The 12,568-nt window shown below is 68.3% G+C and carries 13 protein-coding genes and 1 pseudogene; 7 read left to right on the top strand and 7 right to left on the bottom strand.

The features are described 5' to 3' along the window. Positions 1 to 35 precede the first annotated feature (35 nt). Positions 36 to 968: an alpha/beta hydrolase gene (locus KIT86_RS03590; protein WP_297395108.1), complete on the bottom strand. Its 933-nt coding sequence runs from the start codon at positions 966 to 968 to the stop codon at positions 36 to 38. Between the two features lie 88 nt (positions 969 to 1,056). Here KIT86_RS03590 and KIT86_RS03595 point away from each other — a divergent pair, with 88 nt between their 5' ends. From KIT86_RS03595 to plsY, 4 genes are read left to right on the top strand one after another with little or no spacing between them, the layout of a single operon-like run. Beyond that, a complete protein-coding gene (locus KIT86_RS03595) occupies positions 1,057 to 2,778 on the top strand; it encodes an acyl-CoA synthetase (protein ID WP_297395137.1) in 1,722 nt (573 codons plus the stop codon). A 31-nt stretch (positions 2,779 to 2,809) separates the two neighbouring features. Next, positions 2,810 to 3,871 (top strand): aldo/keto reductase, encoded by a 1,062-nt coding sequence (locus KIT86_RS03600; RefSeq protein WP_297395110.1) that lies wholly within the window; start codon positions 2,810 to 2,812, stop codon positions 3,869 to 3,871. Then, entirely contained in the window at positions 3,871 to 4,362 is a 492-nt protein-coding gene (locus KIT86_RS03605) for an aminoacyl-tRNA deacylase (RefSeq protein WP_297395112.1), read from the top strand. The genes KIT86_RS03600 and KIT86_RS03605 overlap by 1 nt, the downstream gene beginning before the upstream one ends. A gap of 43 nt (positions 4,363 to 4,405) precedes the next feature. Further along, on the top strand, positions 4,406 to 5,044 hold the full coding sequence (gene plsY / locus KIT86_RS03610) for a glycerol-3-phosphate 1-O-acyltransferase PlsY (RefSeq protein WP_297395113.1): 639 nt from the start codon (positions 4,406 to 4,408) through the stop codon (positions 5,042 to 5,044). A gap of 184 nt (positions 5,045 to 5,228) precedes the next feature. Here plsY and KIT86_RS03615 read toward each other — a convergent pair whose 3' ends face one another. Genes KIT86_RS03615 through KIT86_RS03625 form a run of 3 tightly spaced genes read right to left on the bottom strand, consistent with a single transcriptional unit; the run spans position 5,229 to position 7,415 of the window. Further along, on the bottom strand, positions 5,229 to 6,194 hold the full coding sequence (locus KIT86_RS03615) for an HD domain-containing phosphohydrolase (protein WP_297395114.1): 966 nt from the start codon (positions 6,192 to 6,194) through the stop codon (positions 5,229 to 5,231). Positions 6,195 to 6,234: 40 nt separating this feature from the next. Beyond that, positions 6,235 to 6,912: a retropepsin-like aspartic protease gene (locus tag KIT86_RS03620; protein WP_297395116.1), complete on the bottom strand. Its 678-nt coding sequence runs from the start codon at positions 6,910 to 6,912 to the stop codon at positions 6,235 to 6,237. A gap of 17 nt (positions 6,913 to 6,929) precedes the next feature. Continuing rightward, positions 6,930 to 7,415 carry a YajQ family cyclic di-GMP-binding protein gene (locus KIT86_RS03625; RefSeq protein WP_297395118.1) on the bottom strand — a complete coding sequence of 162 codons (486 nt, stop codon included), beginning with the start codon at positions 7,413 to 7,415 and terminating at the stop codon, positions 6,930 to 6,932. Positions 7,416 to 7,469: 54 nt separating this feature from the next. On the opposite strand from KIT86_RS03625, the gene murB reads away from it, so the two are divergent. Further along, on the top strand, positions 7,470 to 8,546 hold the full coding sequence (gene murB / locus KIT86_RS03630) for a UDP-N-acetylmuramate dehydrogenase (RefSeq protein ID WP_297395120.1): 1,077 nt from the start codon (positions 7,470 to 7,472) through the stop codon (positions 8,544 to 8,546). A gap of 27 nt (positions 8,547 to 8,573) precedes the next feature. Here murB and argG read toward each other — a convergent pair whose 3' ends face one another. From argG to KIT86_RS03645, 3 genes are all read right to left on the bottom strand, one after another. Further along, positions 8,574 to 9,926, bottom strand: coding sequence for an argininosuccinate synthase (gene argG, locus KIT86_RS03635; RefSeq protein ID WP_297395121.1), 1,353 nt, complete (start codon positions 9,924 to 9,926; stop codon positions 8,574 to 8,576). Between the two features lie 22 nt (positions 9,927 to 9,948). Further along, positions 9,949 to 10,266, bottom strand: a complete 318-nt coding sequence (locus KIT86_RS03640; protein ID WP_297395123.1) for a pyrimidine/purine nucleoside phosphorylase — start codon at positions 10,264 to 10,266, stop codon at positions 9,949 to 9,951. Positions 10,267 to 10,404: 138 nt separating this feature from the next. Beyond that, the gene (locus KIT86_RS03645; RefSeq protein WP_297395124.1) at positions 10,405 to 10,776 is read right to left on the bottom strand and encodes an ArsC family reductase; all 372 of its coding nucleotides are present in this window, start codon (positions 10,774 to 10,776) and stop codon (positions 10,405 to 10,407) included. 72 nt (positions 10,777 to 10,848) lie between these two features. On the opposite strand from KIT86_RS03645, the gene folC reads away from it, so the two are divergent. Further along, positions 10,849 to 12,171, top strand: coding sequence for a bifunctional tetrahydrofolate synthase/dihydrofolate synthase (gene folC / locus KIT86_RS03650; protein ID WP_297395126.1), 1,323 nt, complete (start codon positions 10,849 to 10,851; stop codon positions 12,169 to 12,171). An 11-nt stretch (positions 12,172 to 12,182) separates the two neighbouring features. Further along, positions 12,183 to 12,568 (top strand): annotated as a pseudogene (locus tag KIT86_RS03655) (SPOR domain-containing protein); the annotation flags it as partial.

Raw genomic sequence — 12,568 nt, forward strand, 5'->3', positions numbered from 1 at the left:
AATGTCGAAACAACCGGGCATTTTCTCACGCCCCATCAGCCGCCCAGAAACGGCTCCAGCAAGGCGGCCAGTTGCCCGGGCTGGTCGTGGTGCAGCATGTGGCCGGCATCGTCGACGACCGCGATCCGGCAGTCGGGCACCGATTGCAGCCGTTCGTGGTACTGCTCGCGGGTGAAGCGGCCCCTCCACCATTGCCACATCTCGTCGTCCGACGCTTCCACGGCCAGCAGCGGCATCGTGATGCGCTTGTAGATCTCGAGCAATTCGTCCACGCGCAGCAGCTGGGCGTTGATGATCTTGTGCGCCGGGTCGCCCAGGATCTCCCACTGCCCCTGGGCGTTCGCGCGCGCCCAGTGGCCGGCCAGCCATTCGGCCTTGTCGCGCCCGGCCGGGTCGCGCGCCAGCCGCGGGTTGGTCTTGGCCAGGCGCCGGGCCACGCCGTCCACGGTGTCGTAGGGCCGCAGCGCCAGTTCGCCGCGGCGGAATTTCTTCAACTGGTCCAGCCAGTCGGCATAACGGCCGGGGGCCTGCGCCGGTTCGGTGGGGGGGCCGCCGAATCCCTCGAGGTTGACCAGGCGGCGCACCCGTTCGGGCCGGATGCCGGCATAGAACATCGCCACGTTGCCGCCCAGGCTGTGGCCGACCAGGTCGATCGGTGTCTCGGGCGAGAAGTGGTCGACCAGGAATTCCAGGTCGGCGACGTAGTCGGGGAACCAGTAGTTGTCGACGCCGCCGCCGTCGGTGTCGCCGTAACCGCGCCAGTCCGGTGCGATGATGAAGCGGTTCCGCACGAAGGTGTCGGACAAGGCGTCGACGACGAACTGGAACGAGGCGGCCACGTCCATCCAGCCGTGCAGCAGGACCACCGGAGCCTGGCCGGGCGCGGGTTCACCCCAGCAGCGCACGTTGTATTGCAGGCCGCGGATGGGCACGCGCAGGCAGCGCGAGGGTCGTTTGACTTGGTACATTACGGCGATCATAAGGAGACAAGGCGTGGCACGCAGTCAACTGAAGGACAGGGCGCCGGCAGCGCTGGCGCACGACCATTACGCCGCCATGCATGGCGGATTCGGCTGGCATGTGCCGGAGCGTTTCAACATGGCGCAGGCCTGTTGCGGACGCTGGGCAGACGGCTCCGACGCCGCCAGTCGGGTCGCGGTGGTGGCCGACGGCACCGGGCTGGCCCCCGCGCCATGGTCGTATGCGCAGCTGCAGCAGGCGGCCAACCGGTTGTCCAACGCGCTGGCGGTGCTGGGCGTGGAGCGGGGCGACCGGGTCGCCATCGTGTTGCCGCAGCGGTTCGAGACCGCGGTGGCCTACATGGCCGTGCTGCAACTCGGCGCGGTCGCGATGCCGTTGTCGATGCTGTTCGGCCCCGAGGCGCTGGAGTTCCGCCTGCACGACAGCGAGGCGGTGGTCGCGATCTGCGACGCCGTGGCCATCGAGGCGCTGGAGTCGGTGCGCGAGAACTGCCCGCTGCTGCGCAGCGTGATCCGGGTCGGCGAGCGGGCCGGCGACCGCAACCCCGGCTACGAGGCCGTGCTCGAACAGGAGTCGGACCGATTCACGCCCTGCGACACCCGGGCCGACGAGGCGGCGGTGCTGATCTATACCAGCGGCACCACCGGCCAACCCAAGGGCGCGCTGATCGCGCACCGCGGGCTGATCGGCAACCTCAGCGGCTTCGTGTGCAGCCAGAACTGGTTCGGCTTCGACCCGCTGCGCCCGGGCTCGGACTCGCGCGCGGTGTTCTGGTCGCCGGCCGACTGGGCCTGGACCGGCGGCCTGATGGACGCCTTGTTGCCCACGCTGTATTTCGGCCGGCCCATCGTGGCCTGGAACGGCCGCTTCAGCCCGCAGGCCGCGTTCGAGCTGATGGAGCGCCACGCGGTGACGCACAGCTTCATCTTTCCGACCGCGCTCAAGGCGATGATGAAGGCCTATCCCGAGCCGAAGCAGCAGTTCCGCCTGCAACTGCAGGCCATCATGAGCGCCGGCGAGGCGGTCGGCGACGCGGTGTTCGACTATTGCCGCGATCGGCTCGGCGTCGTCGTCAACGAGATGTTCGGCCAGACCGAGATCAACTACATCGTCGGCAACTGCACCATGAACGACCAGCGCGCCGGCGGCGTCGGCTGGCCGGCCAAGCCCGGCAGCATGGGCAAGGGATACCCCGGCCACCGGGTCATGGTCATCGACGAGCACGGCAACGAGTGCCCGGTCGGCGTGCCGGGCGACGTGGCGGTGAACCGCTACGACGTGCACGGCCAGCCGGACCCGGTGTTTTTCCTGGGCTACTGGAAAAACCCGGCCGCCACCGCGGCCCGGTTCACCGGCGACTGGTGCCGCACCGGCGACCTGGCCACGCGCGACGCGGACGGCTACCTCTGGTACCAGGGCCGCGCCGACGACGTGTTCAAGGCCGCCGGCTACCGCATCGGGCCGGGCGAGATCGAGAACTGCCTGGTCAAGCATCCGGCGGTGCTCAATGCCGCCGTCGTGCCCAAGCCCGACCCGGAGCGCGGCGCACTGGTCAAGGCCTATGTGGTGCTGGCGCCGGACGCCGCCGCGCAGCGCCAGGCCCGGCCGGGTGCGGAGCTGGACCAGCGCCTGGTCGCCCAGCTGCAGGCCCATGTGCGCGGCAAGCTCGCGCCGTACGAATACCCCAAGGAGATCGAGTTCGTCACCGAGCTGCCGATGACCACCACCGGCAAGGTCCAGCGGCGCGTGTTGCGGCTGCAGGAGGAGGCGCGGGCGAAGGCGCGAACGGGCGTCTAAACTCGGCATTCATACGATGAATGAGGATCCGATGAACAAAGTCCCGCTTGGTCACAGCGACCTGCATGTCACGCCCATCTGCCTGGGCACGATGACCTTCGGCGAACAGGTGTCCGAAGCCGACGCCTTCGCCATCATGGACCGCGCCTACGAGCGCGGCATCGATTTCCTGGACACCGCCGAGATGTATTCGGTGCCCACGCGCGCGGCGACCTACGGCGCGACCGAGGCCATCATCGGCCGCTGGCTCCAGGCGCGTCCGGGCCTGCGCGACAAGCTGGTGATCGCCTCCAAGGTGGCCGGCCCCTCGCGCGGCATGGACTGGGTGCGCGAGGGCCCGGGCATGACGCCCGACGACATCCGCCGCTCCTGCGACAAGAGCCTCGAGCGGCTGCAGACCGACGTCATCGACCTGTACCAGATCCACTGGCCCGAGCGCCATGTGCCGTCGTTCGGCTCGATGTATTACGACCCCGCCAAGGAGCGCACCGCCACGACGCTGCACGACCAGCTCGAGGCCCTGTCCGGGCTGGTCCGGGCGGGCAAGGTTCGCCACATCGGCCTGTCCAACGAGACGCCGTACGGCGTGCACGAATTCGTGCGGCTGGCCGAACAGCACGGCCTGTCGCGCGTGGTGTCGATCCAGAACCCGTATTGCCTGATCAACCGCAGCTACGACAACAACCTCGACGAGACCTGCCACCGGCTGGGCGTGTCGCTGCTGGCGTATTCGCCGTTGGGGTTCGGCCTGTTGACCGGCAAATACGATGCCAGCGGCACCGAAGGACCCGATGCGCCCAAGGGCGCGCGTATCTCCAGCTACGAGTCGGTGCGCAAGCAGCGCTGGGGGAGGCCGGAATCGCTGGCCGGCGCCCGGCGCTACAACGCGCTGGCGCGCGAACACGGCCTGAGCCCGACGCAGCTGGCACTGGCCTTCTGCTACACCAACTGGCGCGTGGCCAGCACCATCATCGGCGTCACCAGCGTGGCCCAGCTCGACGAATGCCTGGACGCCTGGGGCACGGTCCTGTCGCCCGAGCTGCTGGCCGCGATCGACGCCATTCGGTGGGAGCTGCGTGACCCGGCCCAGTGATGGCGAAGAAGGCCCACGTCAGCGAGACGCCGGCCACCGCGCTGCTGCGTGCGCACGGCGTGGCGTTCACCGAGCATCCGTATGAATACCTCGAACACGGCGGGGCCCAGCACAGCGCCGAGGTGCTGGGCGAGGACCCGTTCGCCGTGGTCAAGACGCTGGTGATGCAGGACGAACGGGCCCGGCCGCTGCTGGTGCTGATGCACGGCAACCGCAAGGTCAGCACGCGCAACCTGGCGCGGCAGATCGGCTGCAAGTCGGTCGAGCCGTGCGCGGTCGAGGTCGCGAACCGGCACAGCGGCTATCTGGTGGGCGGCACCTCGCCGTTCGGCACGCGCAAGCAGATGCCGGTGTACATCGAGCAGACCATCCTGGAGTTGCCGCGCATCCTGATCAACGGCGGGCGCCGGGGTTTCCTGGTCGGCCTGGCGCCCGAGGTGTGCGTGCGCCTGCTCGGTGCCAGGCCGGTATCGTGCGCGCTGGCAGAATGACGCCAGAACGGCGCCGACCCGGACGCTGCGGAGACATTGACTGATGGACGCTTCCAACCCCTTGTGGCCCGTGCTGGTGGTGCTTGCCGCCTACCTGGTCGGATCCTTGTCGTTTGCCGTGATCGTGAGCCGCCTGATGGGGCTGAACGACCCGCGCACCTATGGCAGCAAGAACCCGGGGGCGACCAACGTGTTGCGCTCGGGCAGCAAGCCGGCCGCCGTGGTGACCTTGCTGCTCGATGGCGCCAAGGGCTGGTTGCCGGTGGCACTGATCGCCTGGTACGGCAAGCCGTACGGCATGTTCGAGGGCACGATGGCGATGGCCGGGCTGGCCGCCTTCCTGGGGCACCTGTTCCCGGTGTTCTTCCGCTTCCAGGGCGGCAAGGGCGTGGCCACGGCGCTGGGCGTGTTGCTGGGTTTCAACTGGATCCTCGGCCTGGCGGCTGCCGCCAGCTGGCTGGTGATCGCCGTGTTCTTCCGGTACTCGTCGCTGGCCTCGCTGGTGGCGGCGGTGTTCGCGCCGGTGTATTACATCTTCGGCGACGGCGTGGCCTGGTACCTGGACAAGAGCCTGCTGCTGGCCATGGTGGTGATGGCCTTGCTGCTGGCCTGGCGCCATGCGGCCAACATCAACCGCCTGTTCAAGGGCACCGAATCGAAGCTGGGCGCGAAGAAGGCCTGACGGCCATCCCCGTGCTCCAGGGCGTTACGTGCAAACACAGGTCACGAAAGCGCAAGCGGCCGAGAAGCAGGCCAGCCCAGACCCCCACGGATCTGGCTCTGCCAGGCCGTAGGGGGCGCCCCCCAGTGGGGGGTTCGGCCGGCTTACACGAAGTGAAGCCGGCCAGACAGGGGGCGTCCATTGCTTATGCCTGCTGGGCCGCGTACGCGCCCAGGCGCAGGATCAGGTGGTGGTTGAGCCGCACCCGCACCAGCGCGGTGGCCAGTGCCGCGCGGATCTGCGGGCTGCCGTGCGCCGTGCGGTGCAGGCGCGGCTGGCCGACCATCAGGCCTTCCTCGTTGAGCACGATGGCCACGTGGGGATGGTTGGGCTTGCGCGAACGCCGCATCACGACCGCGACCTCGTCGTTGTCGAGCCGCACGAAGGTGCCCGGCGGGCACAGGCCGACGGCGCGCACCAGCGCGTGGCCGATCTCGTCGCCCTGTTCGCCGGCGTCGTTGATGATGGAGCGCACCGAGTCGGTGGCACTGCGCCCGGCCCGTGACTTGCGCGGACTGATCATGGCGCCGTAGCGGTCCACGGTGCGCACGATGCGCGCGAGGCGATCGACCGGCGTCAGCGTGGCCAGGGGTTTGTTGTCGGCGATCTCGTCGTGATGGTGCGCGACGATGTCCAGCCACAGGGCGTCACGGATGCCGAGCGCGGACAGGATGTCGCGGCCCAGCGCCGAGTGCGCGTCGATGCCGGCCTGCTGGTCGGGCGTGGGGCGCTCGAGCTGGCCGGCGAGTTCGTCCTGCAGCGCGGTCATGCCGATGTTCATCGTCAGCGTGGCATGCACCATGGAGTCGCGTTCGTCCTGCGGCAGGCCGAGTTCGGCGCCGATCAGGTGGGCCAGCACCGCGCACACCAGCGCGTGCGAGGCGCTGTAGCCCACCGGGGAATTGGTCGCCAGCTGGAACAGCAGGTACAGGCCGACGTCGGTGTCGCGCTCGAGCAGCGTCTGCATCCAGCGGTCGTATTGCCACACGCGTTGCTCGAACTCCTGCACGCTGGACGAATGGCCCAGCACGATGCCCAGGCCGGCCTCGAGGTCGGACCACAGGCCGAGCAGGTCCTCGTATTCGGTTTCGCTTTCGACGCTGAGGCTCACGGTGCGGCGTGCCGGTGGGGGTGGAGGGCGTGGCGGCGCATCAGTAGCGCTTCTCCAGCACCATCTGCTCGTTGTTGCGCGTCATCTGGAAGCGGGCCAGGAAGCTGTTGCCCAGCAGCACGAAGGGCATGGCAATGGGCGTGACCACGGCGTCGATGTCACGCACCTCCACGTCGTTCATGCGCACCGACGAGAGCCGGATCTTCCAGCCCGGCACGACGCCGTTGGCGGTGGCGACCTGGACCGCCTGGCCGTGCTTGTACTTGAGGCCGATGCGATCGGCGTCGGAGACGCTGACACCGACCGTGGTCGCACCGGTGTCGACCATGAACTGCACCGGCCTGGCGTTGAGCAGGCCCTGGGTCACGAAGTGGCCGCCCGAATCGGCCGACAACACGATGCGCGCGCCACTCGATTGCGCCACCGGCTGCCCGACACTGACCGGCGCGGCGCCGATGCGCAGGCTCTGGCGTTGTCCGCCGACCTCGATCACCGCGCTCTGACCCTGGGTGGACAGGACGCGCACGCCGCGGAAGGATTCGCCCGGCGCCACCAGCTTGGGCTCGCTGCCGTCGACGACCAGCAGCGCCTTGTTGCCCAGCATGCCCGAGAGGTTGACGTCCTGCGCCTGCGCCGGCGCGACGACCATGGCGCCGGCCGCGGCAAGCGGCGCCAGCGTCGCAAGGACGCTGCAGCGGCGACGTGGGCGGTGGAGCATGGCGCGCCGTGGCGGGGTCAGTCGCGGAAGTTGTTGAAGCTCAGCGGCAGGTCGGGGATGTCCTTGCGGATCAGCGCCATCGCGGCCTGCAGGTCGTCGCGCTTGGCGCCGGTGATGCGCACCGCATCGCCCTGGATCGCGGCCTGCAGCTTGAGCTTGCTGTCCTTGATCATGCGCTGGATCTTCTTGGACACCTCGGTCTCGATGCCGTTGCGGACCTTGATCACCTGCTTGACCTTGTCGCCGCCCATCTTCTGCACGTCGCCACGGTCGAGGAATCGCACGTCGACGCCGCGCTTGGTCATCTTGTTGCGCAGCACGTCCTCGATCTGGCCGAGCTGGAACTCGGCGTCGCCGATCAGCGTGATGTCTTTTTCCTTGAGTTCGATCGCGGCCGAGGTTCCCTTGAAATCGAACCGGGTGCTGATTTCCTTGACGGTGTTGTCCACCGCGTTGCGGACTTCCACGAGATCGGCCTCGCAGACTGTGTCGAATGAGGGCATGGTTCCACCAGTTTCAAATGCGGCCGCATCGGGACCCGATGCGACAATCCTGTCATGTTAGTCGAGAAAAACGTCCCGCTCCAACCCTACAACACGTTTCACATCGTGGCGAAGGCCTTTTCGCTGGTGCGCGTGACCGGGGTGGACGTGCTCGACCAGGTGCTGGCGGACCCGGAACTGGCGGCCGAACCCCGGTTCATCCTGGGCGGCGGCAGCAACATCGTGCTGACCGGCGACGTCCGGCCGCTGGTGCTCAAGGTCGAGGTCATGGGCCGGCGGGTGCTGCAGGAGACCGACAAGGGCACCGTGATCGAGGTCGGCGCGGGCGAGAACTGGCACGAACTGGTGGCCTGGACGCTGGACCAGGGTTACCCCGGGCTGGAGAACCTGGCCATGATCCCGGGCACGGTGGGCGCCTCGCCGGTGCAGAACATCGGCGCCTACGGGCTGGAATTGCAGGACCGCTTCCATTCGCTCGATGCCACCGACCTGGTCACCGGCGCACGCTACACGCTGGACGCCGCCCAGTGCGGGTTCGGCTACCGCGATTCGGTGTTCAAACATCCGGCGCCGGACGCGGCGAGCGCGGCCCTGGGTGCCGATGGCGCGCCGGTGACCGGTTTCGGCCTGCGCGACCGCGTCGTCATCACCCATGTGCGGCTGTTCCTGCCCAAGCCCTGGAAGCCGGTGCTCGGATATGCCGACCTGGAACGCAAGATGATCGAGACCGGCATCACCGCGCCCGACGCGCGGCAGATCTTCGACTGGGTCTGCGCGATCCGCAGCGCCAAGCTGCCCAATCCGGCGGTGCTGGGCAATGCCGGCAGCTTCTTCAAGAACCCGCAGGTGACGCGCGAGCAGTGCGACGACATCATCCAGCGCGAGCCGCGCATCGTGCATTACCCGCTGGACAACGGCGCGGTCAAGCTGGCCGCCGGCTGGCTCATCGACGCCTGCGGCTGGAAGGGCAAGTCGGTCGGCAATGCGGCGGTGTACGAGCGCCAGGCGCTGGTGCTGGTGAACCGGGGTGACGCTACCGGCGGCGAGGTGATGACGCTGGCCCGGGCGATCCAGACCAGCGTGTACGAGCGTTTCGGCATCCAGCTCGAGCCGGAGCCGGTCGTCGTCTGACCGGGGCCCCGGCGCCGGGGCCCGGCCTTACTTGCGGCTGTTGTTGCTGTCGTCGTCGTTGCCCAGCTGCGGCACGCCGTAGCCGTCGCCCATGCTCAGCAGCCCGGTCCGGGTGTAGATGCCCAGCTTGGCGCGGGTGTCGACGATGTCCAGGTTGCGCATTGTCAGCTGGCCGATGCGGTCCTGCGGCGAGAACACGGATTCGCCTTTTTCCATCGTCAGCCGGTCCGGGTGGTAGGTCAGGTTGGGCGACTCGGTGTTGAGCAGCGAATAGTCGTTGCCGCGGCGCAGCTCGATCGTGACCTCGCCGGTGATCGCGCGCGCGACCCAGCGCTGGGCGGTCTCGCGCAGCATGATGGCCTGCGGGTCGAACCAGCGGCCCTGGTAGAGCAGGCGGCCGAGCCGGCGGCCATGGTCGCGGTATTGCTCGATCGTGTCTTCGTTGTGGATGCCGGTGACCAGGCGTTCGTAGGCGATGAACAGCAGCGCCAGGCCGGGGGCCTCGTAGATGCCGCGGCTCTTGGCCTCGATGATGCGGTTCTCGATCTGGTCGCTCATGCCCAGGCCGTGGCGCCCGCCGATGCGGTTGGCCTCCAGGATGAGTTCGACCGGGTCGCTGTACTGCACGCCGTTGAGGGCGACCGGCTGGCCTTCCTCGAACCGGACCGTGACCTCCTCGCGCTTGACTTCGACCTCGTCGCGCCAGAACGCCACGCCCATGATGGGCTGCACGATCCGGATGCCGCTGTCGAGGTGCTCCAGGTCCTTGGCCTCGTGGGTGGCGCCCAGCATGTTGGAGTCGGTGGAGTAGGCCTTCTCGGCCGACATCTTGTAGCCGAAGCCCGCTTTGGTCATGAAGGCCGACATCTCGGCGCGGCCGCCGAGTTCGTCGATGAAGGCCTGGTCCAGCCAGGGCTTGTAGATCTTCAGGCTGGGGTTGGTCAGCAGGCCGTAGCGGTAGAAACGCTCGATGTCGTTGCCCTTGAAGGTGCTGCCGTCGCCCCAGATGTGCACGTCGTCCTCCTTCATCGCCGCCACCAGCATGGTGCCGGTCACGGCCCGGCCCAGCGGCGTGGTGTTGAAGTAGGTGACGCCGGCCGTGGTGACGTGGAAAGCGCCGGCCTGCAGCGCGGCAATGCCTTCATGGGCCAGCTGGGCGCGGCAGTCGATCAGCCGCGCCTTCTCGGCACCGTATTGCAGGGCCTTGCGCGGAATCTCGTCGTAGTCGGGTTCGTCCGGCTGACCGAGGTTGGCGGTGTAGGCGTAGGGGATCGCGCCCTTGATCTTCATCCAGTGCAGCGCGGCGCTGGTGTCCAAGCCGCCGGAGAAGGCGATGCCGACTTTCTGTTGCAGTGGCAGGTTCTGGAGAATGGTGGCCATGGTGGGTCGGTGCTTTCCTGTGTCAGCCGTAGTGGCAGATGTAGTGGTAGGGCTCGGTCACGCGGATGTCGAAATACGCGTTGGCCGGGATCCGGAACGATTCGCCGGCGCGTGACGTCTGCCATGCGTCGCTGCCGGCCAGGCGGTATTCGCAGCTGCCGGCGACACACTCCATGACCTCGGCCTGGGCCGTGTTGAAGCGTTGTTCCATCGGCAGCACGACGCCGACCGACTTCTTCGTGCCGTCGGGCAGGCTCAGGCTGTGGCTGACGCAGCGGCCGTCGAAATACACGTTGGCCTGGGTCGTGACGGACACGTTGGAGATGACAGGGGTGGTCATGGGAAAGGCAGTGATCAAGCGAAGACAAGGGGCGAAGCCGCGCCTCGGACGGGCGGCCGGCTCGGACATGCCGCAGCCAGGCCAGCCGGCGATTTTAGGCCACGCCGTTGTGCACGCGCGCCGCGCGCCGGTGCCCTGTCAGACCAGCCGGGTTTCCCAGAGTTCGGCCTTGAAGCCGACGCTGACGTCCTTGTTGGTGGGGCCGCCCCAGGCCACGACCGGGCGCTTGATGGTGCTGGGGTGCTCGAGCATGACGGCGCGTGCGCCCGCGGCGTCCACCACGGATGCGCGCGTGGCCTCGTCGAGCCGGCGCCAGGTCGTGCCCTTGCGGTTGAGCAGGGTCTCCCAGCCGACCTGCTCCATCCAGTGGTCGAGCAGCGCCGGCGGCACGCCTTCGGTCTTGAAGTCGCGGAACACGTAGGGTTGCCCGTGCTCGTCCAGCCACTGGCGCGCCTTCTTGACGGTGTCGCAGTTGCGAATGCCGTATACGGTGATGGCAGTGTTTTTCATGCGCACATCATGCCGCAATCCGCTGCGCGACAATGCGCCTGCCATGCAAACACAGCACCACAGGAGGCCTGATTGACCCCCGATCCCGCCGGATTCCGGACCCTCGCGGACTGGCTCGACCATTGCGAGCGGCTGCACCCGAAACACATCGACATGGGGCTGGAGCGGGTGCGCCTGGTCGCCGAGCGCATGGGCATCCGGTTCGCATGCCCGGTGATCACCGTGGCCGGAACCAACGGCAAGGGTTCGACCTGCGCCATGCTCGAGGCCATCCTGGGCGAAAGCGGCTTTCGTACCGGTGTCTATACCTCGCCGCACCTGGTCCATTTCGAGGAGCGGCTGCGGCTGCAGGGCGAGGCCGTGGCCGTGGACCCGCTGATCGAGGCCTTCGCCCGCGTCGAGCGCGCGCGTTGCCAGGCCCCGCCGGATGTGTCGCTGACCTATTTCGAATTCACGACGCTGGCGATCCTGGACCTGATGACGCGCGCGAAGCTCGACGTGGCGATCCTCGAAGTGGGGCTGGGCGGTCGGCTGGACGCGGTCAACATCGTCGATGCCGACTGCGCGGTGATCACCAGCGTGGACCTGGACCACATGGAGTTCCTCGGCCCGGACCGCGAGAGCATCGGCCGCGAGAAGGCCGGGGTGATGCGCACCGGGCGGCCGGTCATCGTCAGCGACCCGGTGCCGCCGCAAAGCGTGCTCGACCATGCGCTCGAGATCGGCGCCGACCTGTGGCGCCTGGGCGTGGACTTCAATTTCTCCGGCGACAAGCAGCAATGGGCCTGGAGCGGACGGGGCCGGCGTTATGCCGGACTGGCGTATCCGGCGCTGCGCGGCGCCAACCAGCTGCTCAACGCCAGCGGCGTGCTGGCGGCGCTGACCGCGATGCGCGAACAGCTGCCGGTGACGGCGCAGGCGGTGCGCAACGGCCTGGCGCTGGTGGCCTTGCCGGGCCGGTTCCAGATCGTTCCCGGTGAGCCGACGCTGGTGCTCGATGTCGCGCACAACGCGCATGCCGCGGCCGCGCTGGCGGTGAACCTCGACGCGATGGGGTTTTTCCCCACCACCCATGCGGTGTTCGGCGCCATGGCCGACAAGGACCTGGCGCCGATGTTCGAGCGCCTGAACCCGATCATCGACCGCTGGTATTTCACCGACCTGCCGCTGGCGCGGGCCGAAAAGGCCGCGCAACTGCAGTCGCGCTGGCAGGCCGGCAACAGCCGCAAGGACACGGCGGCGCAGGCGTTCGCGGACCCGGTCTCGGCCCTGCGCGCAGCGGTCGATGCGGCGGACCCGGCTGATAGAATCGTCGTCTTTGGATCATTCCACACCGTGGGTGGCGTGTTGAAGGACGGCGTACCGCGCCTTTCCGCCAGACACATGAACCCCTGACCCCCCATTCCATGGCTTTGTTCAAGTTCCGCAAGGGCCGCGATGAGCAGCCGGCGCCTTCCAAGAAGAAGCAAAAGCCGGCGCCCACGGTCGAGGCCGTGCGCCGGCGTGCCATGCACCGGCTTATCGGCGCTGCGGTGCTGGTGCTGGCTGCGGTGATCGGGTTTCCGCTGATCTTCGACAACCAGCCGCGGCCGATACCGGTCGATCTGCCGATCGAGATCGTCGACAGGAACAAGGTCAAGCCGCTGGTGTTGCCGCCCGCCACGCCGGCCGCCGAGTCTGCCGCTCCGGCACAGGAAACCACCCCCGCACCGACTCCCGCGGCCCCGGCCGTCGTCGCGACTCCCGCGCCGGCACCCGCACCCGCGCCGGCCGCTGCGCCCGCCCCCGCCAC

This window comes from Hydrogenophaga sp., assembly GCF_026125825.1.
GTDB lineage: Bacteria > Pseudomonadota > Gammaproteobacteria > Burkholderiales > Burkholderiaceae_C > Hydrogenophaga.